The following is a 17103-nucleotide window of genomic DNA, read 5'->3' as shown; positions in this document are numbered from 1 at the left end:
GGAACCACCGGAACTTTTCTGCCGTAATAACCCACTTCTGCCGGCGGTCGGACGCATACTAGGTGAATGATGGACGGCCCACACGTGCTCTCCTTCAAGGAGATGGCCGGAACGCGCCGCGCGCAGAAGCGCCGCGGCCTGTTCCGCCGGCCGACGAAGCCGGAGCACTTCACCATCTGGAACATCCAGATCAACGACCAACCGCTCCAGCAATGGGTGCGGGACTGGTCCGGGGCGCTGGACATGCCGGCAGAAATGGCGGATCTTCGCTCCACCTTCCCGGCCGCCGGGCTCCTGCGGATTGACCACCTGCTGGGGCTCGAACAGGGTCCGGGCCCGCACCGGGTGGGACTGCTGTTTTGCCCGCTGTGCCGCTCCGAGGCGTGCGGCTACCTCTCCTGCGAACTCCACTTCGACCAGGAGGCGGTCACGTGGGACCACTTCGCGTGGGAGGACACCGTCAAGGGTGCACCACGCTTCACCCCGGTCGCCGGGGCCCAGGCGCTCTCCTTCGCCCCAGAGGCCTACCGATCCACTCTGCTGGAACTGCGCGGCGAGCTCAATCCCACGGACTCCGCGGCACCTGAGGCGAGGGGCCCCGCCCCGACGGAGGTCGCCTCCGCCGAGCCGCACCACGCGGAGCACTAACCGAGCAACCGCTCCTTCAGGTTCTGCACGCGGGCATGGATGTCATCGCGGACCAGTTCCATCCGCTCACGGCCGCCGATCCCGCGCAGGCTGGGCTCGTCAGTTTCCCACCGTTCGATCACGACGCCGTCGACCGGGTCCACCTGCGCCTCGGTGCCCAGAATGACCACGAGCCCTGCCGCGCGCATCGCCTCCTCGGTCAGCTGCCGCGGGGTCTCAGCGCGAATATCGACGCCCAGGTCCAGGAGCACCTCGGCCGAGAGGCCGTTGATCGCCGAACCCGGCGCGGTTCCCGCACTGCTGACGTCGACGGCGTCCCCGGCCTCACGCCGCATCAATCCGGCGGCCATCTGGGACTTGCCGCCGTTCTTCGAACAGACAAAGAGGACGGCGGGACGGTCGTGGCTCATGAGGCATCCTTTCCGAGCGCGGGAGGGACGGCGCCAAATCCCCGGAGAGCTCCCGCGAGGTCCTCTAGGGCCGCGGGGAGCACCGAATAGTAGGACCACACCCCACGCTTCTCGCGGGCGAGCAGACCGGCGTCGACCAGAATTTTCAGGTGGTGGGAAACGGTGGGCTGGCCCAGCTGTAGCGGCTCGGTCAGGTCACACACGCAGGCCTCGCCCGACTCACCGGCGGCCACGAGGGACAGCAGGCGAACCCGGTTAGGGTCGGCGAGCGCCTTGAATCGCGCCGCCAGCTGCGCCGCGTCCTCCGCGGCCAGCGCTCCCGCCGCGGGGGCGGGTACACAGCACGGCGCGGCGTGGTCCGTCATGACCTGGACCATGGCCCTCCCTTCAGATCCGGCCACGCCGGATAGATTGACAGGTATCGATGAATCCGATCATACTCGAAGCATCGATGAACGTCGATGCCTAGGTGAAAGGAGCCGTCGGTGGATCATCCGCGGACAGATCAGCACGACGCCGCCGCGCTGCCGGTCGCGATCATCGGCGCCGGCCCCGTGGGCCTGGCCGCCGCCGCCCACCTGATCGAGCGTGGGATCGACGTCGTGCTGCTGGAGGCGGGACCCTCCGCCGGAGCCGCCGTGGCCGAGTGGGGCCACATCAAGACGTTCTCCACGTGGCGCTACAACATCGACGCTGCCGCGGCGCGCCTGCTCGCCGCCCACGGCTGGGAACCACCGCACCCCAAGCGCCTGCCGACCGGCACCGACCTCGTGGAACAGTACCTCGCACCGCTGGCCGGCACCGAGCCCATCGCCGCTTCGCTCCGCACGGGCCACCGCGTGACGGCCGTGTCCCGCCTCGGCCTGGATACGACGCGCACCCTCGGCCGCGCCGACGCCCCGTTCCTCATCGTCTCCGAGACGGCCGACGGCGTCGTCCACCTCACCGCCCGCGCCGTGATCGACGCCTCCGGAACGTGGGCACAGCCGAACCCCGTCGGCGCGTCCGGGCTGGAAGTCCCCGGCGAGCAGGAGGCGCGCGCGGCAGGAGTCGTCACCTCCGCCCTGCCGGACGTGCTAGGGGCAGAGCGTGACCGCTTCGCCGGGCAGCACACGTTGGTCATCGGCGGCGGACACTCGGCCGCAAACACGCTGCTGGCGCTCGGCCGGCTTGTGGACCAGGTTCCCGGCACGCGGGTGACCTGGGGCCTGCGCGCGCCCAGCCCGGCCCGCGTCTATGGCGGCGGGGATGCCGACGGCCTGCCGGAACGCGGCGCCCTCGGTACTCGCCTGAAGAACATGGTGGAGTCGGGCCGGATCGAGCTCCGCACCCAATTCACCGTCGCCTCAGTGCACCCCCACACCTCCGGGCTCACCGTCCACGCCCACACGCCGCACGGGGTCGAGGAGTTCGACGTCGCCGCGCTGGTCCCGGCGACCGGCTTCCGCCCTAACCTGGGGCTGCTGCGCGAGCTACAGCTCGAACTCGACCCCGTGATGGAGGCCCCGCGCGAGCTGGGACCGCTGATCGACCCGCAGTTCCATAGCTGCGGCACCGTGCCGGCCCACGGCGCCACCCTCTTGGCCCACCCTGAACCGAACTTCTTCATCGTCGGCATGAAAAGCTACGGCCGCGCCCCCACCTTCCTCATGGCCACCGGGTACGAGCAAGTCCGCTCCATCGCAGCGCACCTCGCCGGCGACCAGCCCGCAGCGGAGCACGTGGAGCTCGAACTCCCGGCCACCGGAGTCTGCTCCACGAACGCCTGAGGCCCCTTGACCGGCGCCCGCGCGGCGCCAAGCATTGATCCTGACCACCCGGCACCCGCCACCCCACGATTTGGAGCCCACCCCGTGTCCCCTGTCGAGACTCGCACGAGCCCGGACGCCGCCGAGACGGCGCACGTCGTCGCCAAACTGTCCGTCCTTGACCGTTTCCTCCCGGTGTGGATTCTCGCGGCGATGGCGCTGGGACTGGGCCTCGGCGCCGTCGTACCCCAGCTGGGGGCAGCACTCGAATCCGTGCAGATTGCCGGCGTCTCCCTGCCGATCGCGATCGGCCTGCTGGTGATGATGTACCCGGTGCTGGCTAAGGTCCGCTATAACGAGACCCAGCGCGTGATCGGGGACAAGAAGCTCATGGTCACCTCGCTGGTGATCAACTGGGTGCTGGCGCCGGCCTTCATGTTCATCCTGGCCTGGATCTTCCTCGCGGACCTGCCCGAGTACCGGACGGGGCTGATCATTGTGGGCCTGGCCCGATGCATTGCCATGGTGCTGATTTGGAACGACCTCGCCTGCGGGGACCGTGAAGCCGCGGCGGTCCTGGTGGCCATCAACTCCGTGTTCCAGGTGTTCATGTTCGGCGTGCTGGGTTGGTTCTACCTGCAGGTCCTGCCCGGCTGGTTGGGCCTGCCCACCACGAGCGCGGAGTTCTCCGTGTGGGCCATCACCGTGTCCGTCTTGGTGTTCCTCGGCATCCCGCTCGTGGCCGGCTACCTCACCCGCACGCTGGGCGAACGCGTCCGCGGCCGCGCCTACTACGAGGAGCGGGTGCTCCCGAAGATCGGCCCGTTCGCACTGTACGGCCTGCTCTTCACGATCGTCGTCCTGTTCGCCTTGCAGGGGGAACAGATCATGGCCCAACCGCTGGACGTCGCCCGGATCGCGGCGCCGCTCGTGATCTACTTCCTCGTCACCTTCGGCGCCTCGATGCTGATCGGCCGCGCCCTGGGCCTCGGCTACGCACGCACCACCACGCTGGCCTTCACCGCCTCCGGCAATAACTTCGAGCTCGCGATCGCCGTGGCGATTGCCACGTTCGGCGCCACGAGCGGCCAAGCCCTCGCCGGCGTCGTCGGCCCCCTCATCGAGGTCCCCATCCTCGTCGCGCTCGTCTACGTGGCCCTGTGGGCCCGCCAGTTCTTCACCACCCGCACCCCCTGAAAGGCCCACCCATGACTCAGTCGTCCGTCCTATTCGTTTGTGTTCACAACGCCGGCCGCTCCCAGATGGCGGCCGCGTTCCTCACCCATTTGGCCGGTGACCGGATTGAGGTCCGCTCCGCGGGCTCCGCGCCGGCCGACGCCGTCAATCCGGCCGCCGTCGAGGCCATGGCGGAGGTGGGAATCGACATGTCTGCGGAGGTGCCCAAGGTCTTGACCACCGCAGCGGTGCAGGAGTCCGACGTCGTGATCACCATGGGATGCGGGGACGACTGCCCCTTCTTCCCGGGCAAGCGCTACGAGGATTGGAAACTGGAGGATCCGGCTGGCCAGGGGGTGGCCGCGGTGCGCCCCATTCGGGATGAAATCAAGCGCCGCGTCGAAGAGCTCATCGCGTCGCTCCCGTAACCTCCCGGGCGCGGGAAAGGGCACCCACCAGCAGCCGGTGGGTGCCCTTTCGTGCTCTCGCGCTGGGGGCTACTTCAGGTGTTCCTGGCCCTTATCAACGGCGTTGTTGACCTTGTCTGCGTGCTTGCCCAGCTTGTCGCTGTGCTGCTCCTGCAGGTTGTCAATCTTCTCGTTGATCTGGTCGCCGTGTTCATCCTTCAGCTGCTGAGCCTTGTTGCCCAGGTTGTTCAGAGCGTCTCCTAGACCCATCCTGACCACCTCCTCCTCGCGTGAACGTCTGTTCTACCGCGCCGGCAGCCGGCCCGGTGCCAACACCATAGGCACGCCCGCGCCCCAACGTCTACCGTTAGGCGGCAAAACTTTGGCTAGTTAGAGGCGGGCGATCATGCGGGTATTGCCGAGGGTGTTCTGCTTGACGCGCGCTAGGTCGAGGAACTCTGCCACGCCGTCGTCGGTCGAGCGCAGGAGCTCCATGTACACCTCCGGGTCCACGGCCGTCTGGTCCTCCATGACGGTGAACCCGTGGCGGCCAAAGAAGTCGACCTCGAACGTCAAGCAGAACACGCGGTCCACGCCGAGGGCCCGCGCGTTGTCCATCAGGGCCTCGAGGAGCGCCTTGCCGACGCCGCGACCGCGCGCGGAGGCATCGGTGGCCAGCGTGCGCACCTCAGCGATGTCCTCCCACATCACATGCAGCGCCCCGCAGCCGATCACGCGGCCGGCCACATCCTCGGCCACCACGAATTCCTGCAGCGACTCAAAGTAGGCCACGGCCTCCTTTTCCAGCAGGATGCGCTCATCCGCCAAGGGCCGCACCAAGGAACGAATCGCGGAGACGTCGCTCGTGCGGGCGGGGCGAATGGTGAAGTCAGTCATGCTGTCCATCCTAGGACGCGCCCGCACCCGCACACGACGACGGCGCCCGCCGAGTCCGCACTGGGACTCGCCGGGCGCCGCAGCGTCCGTAGTTAGGAGTTGCTCTCCGCGTTCTCGCCGGCCTCGATGGCCGCCGGGACGGTCTCTCCCTCGATCTCCTCGGGGGTGTCCACGCCGGTGAAGGTGAACTTCGCGGCGTCGCCCTCCCCCTCGACGTCGACCTTGACGGTCTGGCCGGAGACCAACTCGCTGAAGAGGATCTTCTCCGAGAGCTGGTCCTCGATGTCCCGCTGGATGGTCCGGCGCAGGGGTCGAGCGCCCATCGACGAGTCGTACCCGCGGGCCGCCAGCAACGCCTTGGCCTGCGTGCTGAGCTCGACGTGCATGCCCTTCTCCACCATGCGCTTCTCGAGGCGGGCGACGAACAGATCCACGATCTGCACGATCTCGTTCTCGGTCAGCTGCGGGAAGACCACCGTGTCATCGACGCGGTTCAGGAACTCCGGACGGAAGTGCTGGCGCAATTCCTCCTGCACCTTGCCCTGCATGCGCTCGTAGTTCGTCGCCGTGTCCGTCGAGGACTGGAAGCCGGTCATGACTCCCTTGGAAATGTCCCGAGTACCCAGGTTGGTGGTCATGATGATCACGGTGTTCTTGAAGTCCACCACGCGGCCCTGGGAGTCGGTCAGGCGGCCGTCTTCCAAGATCTGCAGCAGCGAGTTGAACAGGTCCGCGTGGGCCTTCTCCACCTCGTCGAAGAGGACCACGGAGAACGGACGGCGCCGCACCTTCTCCGTCAGCTGGCCGCCTTCCTCGTAGCCCACGTACCCGGGAGGGGCACCAAAGAGCCGGGAAACGGTGTGCTTCTCCTGGTATTCGGACATGTCCAAGGTGATCAGCGCGTCTTCCTCGCCGAAGAGGAATTCCGCCAGCGCCTTGGCCAGCTCCGTCTTGCCGACGCCGGTGGGGCCGGCGAAAATGAAGGATCCCGTGGGGCGGTTGGGGTCCTTCAGGCCGGCACGGGTACGGCGGATGGCCCGCGAGATCGCCTTGATCGCCTGATCCTGGCCGATGACCCGCTTGTGCAGCTCATCCTCCATGTGGAGCAGGCGGGAGGACTCCTCCTCGGTGAGCTTGACCACGGGGATGCCCGTGGAGTTGGCCAGCACCTCGGCGATGAGCTCCTCGGTCACCTCGGCGATCTCATCCATATCGCCGTTCTTCCAGGCCTTTTCCTTCTCGTTGCGCTGCTCCTGGAGCTTCTGCTCCTGGTCACGCAACGACGCGGCGCCCTCGAAGTCCTGGGCGTCGATCGCGGCTTCCTTTTCGCGGCGGACGCCAGCAATCTCCTCGTCCATCTGCTTCAGCTCCGGCGGCGCTGTCATGCGCTGGATACGAAGCCGGGCGCCCGCCTCGTCGATCAGGTCGATCGCCTTGTCCGGCAGGAAGCGGTCCGAGATGTAGCGGTGCGCCAGCGAGGCGGCCGCGCTCAGGGCCTCATCCGTGATGGACACGCGGTGGTGGGCCTCGTAGCGGTCACGCAGGCCGCGCAGGATCTGCGTGGTGTGCTCCACGGACGGCTCGCCCACCTGGATGGGCTGGAAGCGGCGCTCCAGCGCGGCATCCTTCTCGATGTGCTTGCGGTATTCGTCGAGGGTCGTGGCGCCAATCGTCTGCAGTTCACCGCGAGCCAGCATGGGCTTGAGGATCGAGGCCGCGTCGATCGCGCCCTCGGCGGCGCCCGCACCGACCAGCGTGTGGATCTCGTCGATGAACAGGATGATGTCCCCGCGGGTGCGGATCTCTTTGAGGACCTTCTTCAGGCGCTCCTCGAAGTCACCGCGGTACCGCGAGCCGGCCACCAAGGAGCCGAGGTCCAGCGTGTAGAGCTGCTTGTCCTTGATGGTCTCGGGCACATCGCTGCGCACGATCGCCTGGGCGAGGCCCTCGACGACGGCCGTCTTACCGACGCCCGGCTCACCGATCAGGACGGGGTTGTTCTTAGTGCGGCGGGAGAGGACCTGCATGACGCGCTCCATCTCATGCTCGCGCCCAATGACGGGATCCAGCTTGCCTTCGCGCGCCGCAGCGGTCAGGTTGCGGCCGAACTGGTCCAGCACGGCGGAGCCGGCCGGGGTGCCCTCGGCTTGGCCCCCGGAGCTGACGCCCGCGCCGGCGGTTTCCTTACCGCCGCTGCCACCGCCCTGGTAGCCGGAGAGCAGCTGGATGACCTGCTGGCGCACGCTGTTCAGGTCCGCACCCAGCTTGACGAGCACCTGCGCCGCCACGCCTTCGCCCTCGCGGATGAGGCCGAGCAGGATGTGCTCGGTCCCGATGTAGTTGTGGCCCAGCTGCAGCGCTTCGCGCAGAGACAGCTCGAGCACCTTCTTGGCGCGCGGTGTAAACGGGATGTGGCCGGACGGGGCCTGCTGGCCCTGACCGATGATCTCCTGCACCTGCTCGCGCACAGCGCCGAGGGAAATACTCATCGACTCGAGGGCCTTGGCGGCCACGCCCTCGCCCTCGTGAATCAAGCCGAGCAGGATGTGCTCGGTCCCGATGTAGTTGTGGTTGAGCATGCGCGCCTCTTCTTGGGCGAGCACAACAACACGGCGGGCTCGGTCGGTGAATCTCTCAAACATTGCGGCACACTCCTAGCTGATGCGTAGCGTCCTTCGATGCTACGCACCGGCCGCTGGCCTGTGGGGCATGTTCGCCGTGGGGATAACCGGCACAACGCAAGACGACGCCGACACCCACTGGGGTGCCGGCGTCGTCACGCGCTGTACGACGGCGTTACTGCGCGGCGTAGTACGCGTCAATGATGTCGCTGTGAATGCGCCCACGCGAGCTGACGTTGTAGCCATTCTTCTGCGCCCATTCGCGAATGGCCGGGGTGTCATTCTTCGAGCTGCGCGTCACGCCCGTGCTTTTTGCTTTAGGTCCGGAAACCCGGCGGCCGGCCTCAACGTACTTCTCGAGGCTTTCCCGCAATGCCTGAGCGTTTGCGTCGCTCAGATCAATTTCGTAGTTCTTTCCGTCGAGAGCAAACTTCACGCTCTCCGAGGCGGCGGAACCATCTAGATCATCAACCAAGGTTACTTCTACTTTGCGTGCCATGAAACAAATAATAGACGCTTAATTGATCTCATGACCACCGTAGGAGATGGGAATCTCCTGAGAATTCCGCCGCATACTGCTGGAAACTTTGAGTTTCAGTCACTCGTTTTTCTGATGATCGGTGGAGGAATCATCGGGCTCTGCGCCGGAGACCGCCTCGCCTGAACGTGAGGCATTTCGCTCCACCTCTGCTTCCGCGAGACGCTCGTTCCGGTCCACGCGAAACAGCGTGCGAACCACAAACCAAAAGATCAGGGCGACAACGATGGTCGGTGCCAACACTTGGACATATTCCACGATTATGCCTCCGGCTTAAGCAGCGGGTAGAGAATGGTTTCCCGAATTCCCGCGTCAGTGAACAACATCACGAGTCGATCAATACCCAGACCAATACCACCCATGGGCGGGGCACCGTATTCCAAGGCGCGCAGGAAGTCCTCGTCCAGGGCCATGGCCTCGTCGTCGCCATCCGCGGCCAACCGCGATTGCTCCGTGAGCCGCTCGCGCTGAATCACCGGGTCAATCAGCTCAGAAAACGCCGTACCGCGCTCCATGCCCCCAATAATCAAGTCCCACGCCTCGATGACGCCCGGCTGATCGCGGTGCGGGCGGGCCAAGGGCTGTGCAGCCGGCGGATAATCGTAAACAAAGGTCGGATCGATCAGCGTCGGCTCGACGATTTCCCCGAAGAGTTCGATCACCAATTTCTGCGCGCCCCACTTGGGGTCCACCTTGACCTCATGCTTTTCGGCGAGGTCCACCAGAACCGATGCCTCGGTATCCGGCGTGATCTCCACTCCCACCGCCTCGGAGAGGCCCGGATACACGCTCAGCCACTTCCATTCGCCGTCCAAGTTGATGGTGCCCTTGGAGGTTTCAAGCGTGCGCCCCACACCGGCGGCATCGGCCGCATTGAGGATGATTTCCTGCATGCGTTCGGCCATCACGAACTGGTCGCCATACATTTCATAGCATTCCAAGGTCGTAAATTCCGGCGAGTGGGTCGAGTCGACGCCTTCATTGCGGAAAATGCGCCCGATTTCAAAAACGCGAGGAACGCCACCGACGACCGTTCGCTTCAAGTACAGCTCGGTGGCAATACGCAGGGTCATGTCCTGGCCGAAAGCGTTGAGGTGCGTCTCGAACGGACGCGCCGCGGCACCACCATGAATCAGCTGCAGCATCGGCGTCTCCACCTCCACGTAGCCGTGGCCGTGAAGGGTCTCACGCACCGAACGGGTGATGGCATCGCGGCGGTAGATCATCTCCCGGGCCTCGTCACGCACCATGAGGTCCGCGTAGCGCTGACGCACGCGCGTTTCCTCGTTCAAGTCCGCGTGCAGCACCGGCATCGGCCGGATGGCCTTAGAGGCCATGCCCCACTCCGAGACCATGATGGACAGCTCGCCGCGGCGGGAAGAAATCACGCGGCCGCTCACGTAGACGTGGTCGCCGAGGTCCGTCAGCTTCTTCCAGTCCGCCAACGACTCCTCGCCGACGTTGGCCAGGGAAAGCATCGCCTGCAGCCGCACGGCGCGGCCATCGTGACCGGATTCCTGCAGCGTCGCGAAGCAGAGCTTGCCCGTGTTGCGGGCGAACACCACACGGCCCGCGACCGTGACGACGTCGTCCGTTTCCTCACCGGCCTCCAAGTGCCCGTAGGCTTGGCGTACGCCACCGAGGGTGTCCGTCAATGGGAGCTTGACCGGGTAGGCCTCCCGACCGCTGCGGAGCAGTTCCGCCCGCTTGTCCAGGCGGACCTGGCGCAGGTCATTGGTCTCGTGTGCGGGGCTCTGGCCGGAGGAAGTGTTATCTGCAGTCACGCTTCCCCATTCTACCGTGGTGCGCAATTCGCGAAGCCGCCCACGCATTAGTCTGGCAGGTGATGATCATTCCCCAATTTTCCTCGGGTCCGCGTGTGCTCGGACGCCCTGAAGAAGCCTTGATTTCGACGCCCGACGGCGGCGCGCTCGGCCTCGCCACGTATGGCTATGCGAACGCTCCGGGCGAGCGGCGTGTGCTGGTGGTGGGCGGCGCCTTCCTGACCGCGCTGATCTACCGCCCCTTCGCCGTCGCCCTGAGTGGGGCCCTCGGTCAGGCCTGGGCCGTTGATGTGTACGACCGGCGGGGGCGCGGCGCCTCCACCGCTCAGCCCGCGGACTACGGCATGGACACCGAGATCAGCGACGTCACGCTGATGTTGCGGCACACGGGCGCCCGGAACCTGTTCGGCCATTCGCTCGGCGGTTCCGTGGTCCTCAACGCAGTGCAAGCACTGCAGGGGCACGACGCCGGCGATCACCGCTTCGCGGACCGGTCCCTGGTGCCCGCGAAGATCGCGGTGTACGACCCGGCAATCAACATTGAGCGGGAGTTCGCCAGCTCGTGGATGCAGGACTTCATCGACCACGCCAACGCCGGGCATGGCGGGCGGGCCCTCGCCCTCATGCACCGGAACATGCGTGCTTCGCCACTGCTGTCCCACGTGCCGTTGCCGCTGTTGGCCGCACTACTGGGGGTCGCTACCCGCACCCCCTGGGGGCGGGGCACCCGCGCCCTGCTCACCACTGGAACGGGCGAGCTCCTGGCCACCCTGGCCGAGGTGGAGTCGGCCCAAGACTTCGCTGGCCTGCCGAGCTCCACTCACTTCATGGCAGGAGCCAAGAGCCCTCGCTACTTCCGCGCCACGGCCCAGCGGTTGCACCGGGCCGTGGCGGGATCGACGTACGCGGAATCCCCCGACGGGCTCCACGCTTCCGTCCCCGCAGCCATCGACGAGCTCGTCGGAGACCTCGCCGACTACTTCAGGGAAGGGCCGCCGTCTACCAAATCGTGACGCGCTCTGCGGGCTCGAGCCACATACCGTCCCCCGGCTGCGTGCCGAAGGCCCGGTGGAACGCGTCCAGATTCTTGGCCACCTGATTGCACCGGAACTCGGCCGGCGAATGCGGGTCCGTGGCAATGCGCGTCACCATGGTCTCGCTGCGGGTCAGGCTGCGCCAGCACTCAGCCCACGCGTAGAAGAAGCGCTGTTCCCCCGTGAGCCCGTCCTCGGCCGCGGCAGTGATGTCCTCGCCTCGCTCCTCGGCATCGATCCGGTAGGCCTGGTACGCGATGCCCAGCCCACCGAGATCGCCAATATTCTCGCCCAACGTGAGCCGGCCGTTGACGTGATGCTCGGGCGCCTCCGGCGGAACGAGGACTTCATACTGGTCGACAAGTCGCCCCGTCAGCTGGTCAAAGCGCTCGCGATCCTCATCGGTCCACCAATTCTTCAGCTCTCCCGTCCCGTCGAATTGGGAGCCCTGATCATCAAACCCGTGCCCGATCTCATGCCCAATCACGGCGCCGATGGCACCGAAGTTGCTGGCGGCGTCCCGCTCCACGCCGAAGAACGGCGGGCGCAGAATCGCGGCCGGGAAGGCGATCTCGTTCAGCAGAGGGTGGTAGTACGCGTTGACGGTCTGCGGGAACATGAACCAGAGGTCCCGGTCCACGCCGTCGTCGATCTTCTGCAGTTCACGGGCGAAGTCGAACGCGTTGACCGAAGCGACGTTCGCGATCACGTCATCACCGGCCTCGATCGCCGAGTAGTCGATCCACTTCACCGGGTAGCCAATCTTCGGCCGGAACATCGAGAGCTTCTCGAGTGCCTTCTCCCGTGTGGCCTGGCTCATCCACGGCAACTCGCTGATGGAACGCCGGTAGGCCTCAATGAGCTGGGCTACGAGGGCGTCCATCCGCGCCTTGGCTTCACCCGGGAAGTAGCGCTCGACGTAGAGCTGGCCGATGTCCTCGCCAACCCCGCCTTCGGTGAAGGCGACGCCGCGCTTCCAGCGCTCCTTCTGTTCTTCCACGCCACCGAGGGTGGCCGAGTAGAAGGCGAAGTGTTCAGCGACGAAGTCACGGCTGAGGTACGGGGCGAAGCTACGCAGCACCTGCACGGTGGCCCACAGCTTCCAGTCTGCGAGGCCACGGGAGGCGAGAACCTCCTCGAGGCCTTCGAGGTAGCTCGGCTGCCACACATCGACCTCGGCGAAGTACCGCGGATCGATCTGGGCTCCAGCCAACCAATGCTCCACGAGGGGGTGCAGCTGGAACAAGGACGCACCGGTCATCAGGTTGTAGCGCGCCTTGGCGTCCCGCGTCTTGACCTTGTCCCAGTGGTGGGCGGCCAGGTCCCGCTCCAGATCAACAACGACGTCGGCCGACGCCTCAGGCTCGGGCACCTCGGCCAGGGCTAGGAATCTGCCGAGGTGCCCCCGGTACTGCTCGACGAGATCGGCGTACTGCTCGTCGCGGTAGTACGACTCATCCGGCAGGCCGAGCCCGGACTGGATGAAGGTCAGCAGGTTGCGCTCGGGAGCTCCGGCATCGTTGCTCGCGCCGACTTGATAGAAGCCGGCAACACCCCGGCGCTGAAAGTCGCCCATAAGGGCGACGAATTCACTGAGGCTCTCCGCGGCATCGATGCGCTCGAGATAGTCCGTGAGCGGTTGGGTACCGCTGGACTCGATGCGCTCTTCGTCCATAAACGAGCCGTAGAGCGCGGCCATGCGCTGCTGCTGAGCGGTCGCGGACCCTGCGTCGACGGCCTCTTGGGCCTGAAGAATCAGCCCGTGCACGGCGAGCTCGGAATCATCGCGGAGCTTCATGAAGGAACCGTAGCTGCCGAGGTCGGCCGGGATCCGCGCCGTGGCTAGCCACTGTCCATTGACGTGGCGGTAGAGATCGTCCTGCGGACGCACGGCGTGATCGCGGTGATCCTCTACGGGGTCGGTGGCGGGGCTAGCGGTGCTCATTCATCACTCCTGAGTGTCGCGGTGCGGGGCGGATGATGCCCTCGCGAAAGACATGCTTTACTCTTTCACAGTTCCGGCCGGCGGCGGGGGTGTGGGGTGATGGTGTTGGTGTGTTAAATGGGTCAGGCCCCGCAACGGTCGTTGTTGCGGGGCCTGCCTTGTAGTGTTTGTCCGGCGGCGACCTACTCTCCCACACCCTCCCGAGTGCAGTACCATCGGCGCTGTGGGTCTTAGCTTCCGGGTTCGGTATGGGACCGGGCGTTTCCCCCACGCTATGACCGCCGTAACCCTTGTACCCGCTGTCACCACCGGCTTTTTTGGTGGTTGTTGGGGAAATTTGTGGGCCACGTTTGGTTCGTGGACTGTGTACAAGCTTACCAGTTGTTAAGGGGTTTCCTTGGCTGGTGTTGTACGTGTATGTGGTTTTTGGTGAAACGGTTGTTGTTTCGGTACCGCATAGTGGACGCGAGCGTGTTCTTGCCACCGTTGATCAACCCTGGGGGTTGTGGTGGTGTTTGTGGTGTAAGTTGTCGGCTTATTAGTACGGGTCAGCTTCACGAGTCTGTAGTCCTCGCTTCCACGTCCCGCCTATCAACCCAGTGGTCTAGCTGGGGGCCTCTCACACTAATGTGTAGGGAAATCTCATCTTGAAGTGGGCTTCCCGCTTAGATGCTTTCAGCGGTTATCCCGTCCGAACGTAGCTAATCAGCGGTGCACCTGGCGGTACAACTGACATACCAGTGGTTCGTCCGTCCCGGTCCTCTCGTACTAAGGACAGATCTTCTCAAATTTCCTGCGCGCGCAGCGGATAGGGACCGAACTGTCTCACGACGTTCTAAACCCAGCTCGCGTACCGCTTTAATGGGCGAACAGCCCAACCCTTGGGACCGACTCCAGCCCCAGGATGCGACGAGCCGACATCGAGGTGCCAAACCATGCCGTCGATATGGACTCTTGGGCAAGATCAGCCTGTTATCCCCGAGGTACCTTTTATCCGTTGAGCGACGGCCCTTCCACGAGGTGCCGCCGGATCACTAGTCCCGACTTTCGTCCCTGCTCGAGCTGTCACTCTCACAGTCAAGCTCCCTTGTGCACTTACACTCGACACCTGATTGCCAACCAGGCTGAGGGAACCTTTGGGCGCCTCCGTTACATTTTGGGAGGCAACCGCCCCAGTTAAACTACCCATCAGGCACTGTCCCTGAACCAGATCATGGTCCGAAGTTAGGAATCCGATACGGCCAGAGTGGTATTTCAACGATGACTCCACGAACACTGGCGTGCCCGCTTCAAAGTCTCCCACCTATCCTACACAAGCCGCACCGAACACCAATACCAAACTATAGTAAAGGTCTCGGGGTCTTTCCGTCCTGCTGCGCGTAACGAGCATCTTTACTCGTACTGCAATTTCGCCGAGTTCATGGTTGAGACAGCGGGGAAGTCGTTACTCCATTCGTGCAGGTCGGAACTTACCCGACAAGGAATTTCGCTACCTTAGGATGGTTATAGTTACCACCGCCGTTTACTGGGGCTTAAATTCACCGCTTCACACCGAAGTGTTGACAGCTCCTCTTAACCTTCCAGCACCGGGCAGGAGTCAGTCCATATACATCGTCTTGCGACTTCGCATGGACCTGTGTTTTTAGTAAACAGTCGCTTCCCCCTGGTCTCTGCGGCCCACACCCGCTCACACCAGCAAGTGGTGGTCACGGGGCAGGCCCCCCTTCTCCCGAAGTTACGGGGGCATTTTGCCGAGTTCCTTAACCATGATTCTCTCGATCGCCTTGGTATTCTCTACCTGATCACCTGTGTCGGTTTGGGGTACGGGCAGCTAGAACCTCGCGCCGATGCTTTTCTTGGCAGCATAGGATCACCGGATCACCCACCCATGGTGGGCGCCTATCAGGTCTCAACCATCATGAAGAGCGGATTTACCTACTCCTCGGCCTACACCCTTGGACCAGGACGATTCCATTGCCTGGCCCGGCTACCTTCCTGCGTCACACCTGTTAATACGCTGACCTCCCCGGTTCGGGTCCCACGTCGCCCACCAACGTCACCCCGAAGGGTGCTCTATGGTGCTTGAGGTGGTTAGCATCACCGGTTCAGTAGGGACGGTTCTTCACTGGTACGGGAATATCAACCCGTTGTCCATCGACTACGCCTGTCGGCCTCGCCTTAGGTCCCGACTCACCCAGGGCAGATTAGCTTGACCCTGGAACCCTTGATCATTCGGCGGACGGGTTTCTCACCCGTCATTCGCTACTCATGCCTGCATTCTCACTCGTGTAGCATCCACCACTGGTTTCCACCGCGGCTTCACTCGCTACACGACGCTCCCCTACCCATCCAGTCCACTGAACCACAAAGGCTAATGTCTATAACTGAATGATGCGACTTCGGCGGTGTACTTGAGCCCCGCTACATTATCGGCGCGGAATCACTTGACCAGTGAGCTATTACGCACTCTTTCAAGGGTGGCTGCTTCTAAGCCAACCTCCTGGTTGTCTAAGCAACTCCACATCCTTTCCCACTTAGCACACGCTTAGGGGCCTTAGTCGGCATTCTGGGCTGTTTCCCTCTCGACAATGAAGCTTATCCCCCACTGTCTCACTGCTGCGCTCTGACTTGCCGGCATTCGGAGTTTGGCTGACGTCAGTAATCCGGTGGGACCCATCGGCCATCCAGTAGCTCTACCTCACGACAAGAAACACGCAACGCTGCACCTAAATGCATTTCGGGGAGAACCAGCTATCACGAAGTTTGATTGGCCTTTCACCCCTACCCACAGCTCATCCCCTCCATTTTCAACTGAAGTGGGTTCGGTCCTCCACGACGTCTTACCGTCGCTTCAACCTGGCCATGGGTAGATCACTTCGCTTCGGGTCTAGACCGTGCCACTCAAACGCCCTATTCAGACTCGCTTTCGCTACGGCTTCCCCACACGGGTTAACCTCGCGACACAGCACTAACTCGCAGGCTCATTCTTCAAAAGGCACGCCGTCACCCCTACAAGGAGGCTCCGACGGATTGTAAGCACATGGTTTCAGGTACTATTTCACTCCCCTCCCGGGGTACTTTTCACCATTCCCTCACGGTACTGATCCGCTATCGGTCATCGGGTAGTATTCAGGCTTACCAGGTGGTCCTGGCAGATTCACACGGGATTTCTCGGGCCCCGTGCTACTCGGGTGACACCACAATGGCGGCAGTACGCATTACAGTTACGGGACTCTCACCCTCTCCGGTATGGCCTTCAAACCATTTCACCTATACGCCTACACCTCACCACACTTGCCCGGCAGAACAAGTACGTGATGCTCCCACAACCCCGACCATGCAACGCCCGCCGGCTATCACACATGATTCGGTTTAGCCCCATCCGCGTTCGCTCGCCACTACTAACGGAATCACTATTGTTTTCTCTTCCTACGGGTACTGAGATGTTTCACTTCCCCGCGTTACCTCCACGTACCCTATGTGTTCAGATACGGGTCACACAGCATGACACTGTGCGGGGTTCCCCCATTCGGAAATCCTGGTCTCAACGTCCGGTTATCGACTCCACCAGGCTTATCGCAGATTCCCACGTCCTTCTTCGGCTCCCGATGCCAAGGCATCCACCATGCGCCCTTGAAAACTTGACCACAAACAGTCAAGCAATGAGCTTTATTATCAAGAAAACCAAAAAATGTTTAAGGTTTCTATGAGATCAAAGAAATTGCTTCAAACACACACCAAAAGTGCATGTCTGATACAAGATGCTCGCGTCCACTATGCAGTTCCCAAACAACAACCCCCAGCTCCCCACCACACCAACCACCACACTCACATGCGGCAACCATTGATGCTTAGGCCAAAGCAGGGCAAAACAACCAGTCCAACCCGCAACCCC

At 63.7% G+C, this 17103-nt stretch carries 14 protein-coding genes and 2 rRNA genes; 5 read left to right on the top strand and 11 right to left on the bottom strand.

Annotated elements, in window-relative coordinates; genetic code table 11:
• The first annotated feature begins 66 nt into the window (after positions 1–66).
• Complete coding sequence (locus tag IW252_RS08085; RefSeq protein WP_196836086.1) at positions 67–648, top strand: hypothetical protein; 582 nt, start codon at positions 67–69, stop codon at positions 646–648.
• On the opposite strand, the gene IW252_RS08080 is transcribed toward IW252_RS08085, so the two are convergent.
• Complete coding sequence (locus IW252_RS08080; protein WP_196836085.1) at positions 645–1058, bottom strand: arsenate-mycothiol transferase ArsC; 414 nt, start codon at positions 1056–1058, stop codon at positions 645–647. The two genes, IW252_RS08085 and IW252_RS08080, sit on opposite strands and share 4 nt — an antisense overlap.
• Complete coding sequence (locus tag IW252_RS08075) at positions 1055–1435, bottom strand: ArsR/SmtB family transcription factor (protein ID WP_196837190.1); 381 nt, start codon at positions 1433–1435, stop codon at positions 1055–1057. Before IW252_RS08075 ends, IW252_RS08080 begins: the two co-directional genes overlap by 4 nt.
• 108 nt (positions 1436–1543) lie before the next feature.
• Here IW252_RS08075 and IW252_RS08070 point away from each other — a divergent pair, with 108 nt between their 5' ends.
• From IW252_RS08070 to IW252_RS08060, 3 genes are all read left to right on the top strand, one after another.
• Positions 1544–2827 (top strand): FAD-dependent oxidoreductase, encoded by a 1284-nt coding sequence (locus tag IW252_RS08070; protein ID WP_196836084.1) that lies wholly within the window; start codon positions 1544–1546, stop codon positions 2825–2827.
• An 84-nt stretch (positions 2828–2911) separates the two neighbouring features.
• Positions 2912–4003 carry an ACR3 family arsenite efflux transporter gene (gene arsB, locus IW252_RS08065; protein WP_196836083.1) on the top strand — a complete coding sequence of 364 codons (1092 nt, stop codon included), beginning with the start codon at positions 2912–2914 and terminating at the stop codon, positions 4001–4003.
• An 11-nt stretch (positions 4004–4014) separates the two neighbouring features.
• Positions 4015–4410, top strand: coding sequence for an arsenate reductase ArsC (locus IW252_RS08060; RefSeq protein ID WP_196836082.1), 396 nt, complete (start codon positions 4015–4017; stop codon positions 4408–4410).
• A 69-nt stretch (positions 4411–4479) separates the two neighbouring features.
• Here the strand turns inward: IW252_RS08060 and IW252_RS08055 are convergent, their stop codons facing one another.
• From IW252_RS08055 to lysS, 6 genes are all read right to left on the bottom strand, one after another.
• Positions 4480–4659 carry a hypothetical protein gene (locus tag IW252_RS08055; RefSeq protein ID WP_196836081.1) on the bottom strand — a complete coding sequence of 60 codons (180 nt, stop codon included), beginning with the start codon at positions 4657–4659 and terminating at the stop codon, positions 4480–4482.
• A gap of 120 nt (positions 4660–4779) precedes the next feature.
• Complete coding sequence (locus IW252_RS08050) at positions 4780–5286, bottom strand: amino-acid N-acetyltransferase (protein WP_196836080.1); 507 nt, start codon at positions 5284–5286, stop codon at positions 4780–4782.
• A gap of 92 nt (positions 5287–5378) precedes the next feature.
• Positions 5379–7928, bottom strand: coding sequence for an ATP-dependent Clp protease ATP-binding subunit (locus IW252_RS08045; protein WP_196836079.1), 2550 nt, complete (start codon positions 7926–7928; stop codon positions 5379–5381).
• Between the two features lie 154 nt (positions 7929–8082).
• The gene (locus IW252_RS08040; RefSeq protein WP_196836078.1) at positions 8083–8406 is read right to left on the bottom strand and encodes a histone-like nucleoid-structuring protein Lsr2; all 324 of its coding nucleotides are present in this window, start codon (positions 8404–8406) and stop codon (positions 8083–8085) included.
• A gap of 99 nt (positions 8407–8505) precedes the next feature.
• On the bottom strand, positions 8506–8703 hold the full coding sequence (locus tag IW252_RS08035; protein WP_196836077.1) for a hypothetical protein: 198 nt from the start codon (positions 8701–8703) through the stop codon (positions 8506–8508).
• Positions 8704–8705: 2 nt separating this feature from the next.
• Complete coding sequence (gene lysS, locus IW252_RS08030) at positions 8706–10277, bottom strand: lysine--tRNA ligase (protein ID WP_196836076.1); 1572 nt, start codon at positions 10275–10277, stop codon at positions 8706–8708.
• Positions 10278–10291: 14 nt separating this feature from the next.
• Here lysS and IW252_RS08025 point away from each other — a divergent pair, with 14 nt between their 5' ends.
• Positions 10292–11242: an alpha/beta hydrolase gene (locus tag IW252_RS08025; protein WP_196836075.1), complete on the top strand. Its 951-nt coding sequence runs from the start codon at positions 10292–10294 to the stop codon at positions 11240–11242.
• On the opposite strand, the gene IW252_RS08020 is transcribed toward IW252_RS08025, so the two are convergent.
• The 3 genes from IW252_RS08020 to IW252_RS08010 form a co-directional block, all read right to left on the bottom strand.
• Complete coding sequence (locus IW252_RS08020; protein WP_196836074.1) at positions 11229–13208, bottom strand: M13 family metallopeptidase; 1980 nt, start codon at positions 13206–13208, stop codon at positions 11229–11231. The genes IW252_RS08025 and IW252_RS08020 overlap by 14 nt on opposite strands.
• Positions 13209–13377: 169 nt before the next feature.
• Positions 13378–13494: ribosomal RNA gene (gene rrf / locus IW252_RS08015) — 5S ribosomal RNA — on the bottom strand.
• A gap of 231 nt (positions 13495–13725) precedes the next feature.
• A 23S ribosomal RNA gene (locus IW252_RS08010) occupies positions 13726–16855 on the bottom strand.
• Positions 16856–17103 lie beyond the last annotated feature (248 nt).

The organism is Zhihengliuella flava, assembly GCF_015751895.1.
In the GTDB taxonomy this organism is placed as follows: Bacteria; Actinomycetota; Actinomycetes; order Actinomycetales; family Micrococcaceae; genus Zhihengliuella; species Zhihengliuella flava.
Note: the sequence above shows the minus strand (reverse complement) of the source record. Positions and strands in the feature narration are given on the sequence as shown.

Excerpts from the sequence above, each read along its gene's own strand:
- IW252_RS08040 (WP_196836078.1), bottom strand. The coding sequence starts at position 8,406 with ATGGCACGCAAAGTAGAAGTAACCTTGGTTGATGATCTAGATGGTTCC.
- IW252_RS08080 (WP_196836085.1), bottom strand. The coding sequence starts at position 1,058 with ATGAGCCACGACCGTCCCGCCGTCCTCTTTGTCTGTTCGAAGAACGGC.
- IW252_RS08050 (WP_196836080.1), bottom strand. The coding sequence starts at position 5,286 with ATGACTGACTTCACCATTCGCCCCGCCCGCACGAGCGACGTCTCCGCG.
- IW252_RS08060 (WP_196836082.1), top strand. The coding sequence starts at position 4,015 with ATGACTCAGTCGTCCGTCCTATTCGTTTGTGTTCACAACGCCGGCCGC.
- IW252_RS08045 (WP_196836079.1), bottom strand. The coding sequence starts at position 7,928 with ATGTTTGAGAGATTCACCGACCGAGCCCGCCGTGTTGTTGTGCTCGCC.
- lysS (WP_196836076.1), bottom strand. The coding sequence starts at position 10,277 with ATGCGTGGGCGGCTTCGCGAATTGCGCACCACGGTAGAATGGGGAAGC.
- IW252_RS08085 (WP_196836086.1), top strand. The coding sequence starts at position 67 with ATGATGGACGGCCCACACGTGCTCTCCTTCAAGGAGATGGCCGGAACG.
- IW252_RS08075 (WP_196837190.1), bottom strand. The coding sequence starts at position 1,435 with ATGGTCCAGGTCATGACGGACCACGCCGCGCCGTGCTGTGTACCCGCC.
- IW252_RS08020 (WP_196836074.1), bottom strand. The coding sequence starts at position 13,208 with ATGAGCACCGCTAGCCCCGCCACCGACCCCGTAGAGGATCACCGCGAT.
- IW252_RS08055 (WP_196836081.1), bottom strand. The coding sequence starts at position 4,659 with ATGGGTCTAGGAGACGCTCTGAACAACCTGGGCAACAAGGCTCAGCAG.
- IW252_RS08025 (WP_196836075.1), top strand. The coding sequence starts at position 10,292 with ATGATCATTCCCCAATTTTCCTCGGGTCCGCGTGTGCTCGGACGCCCT.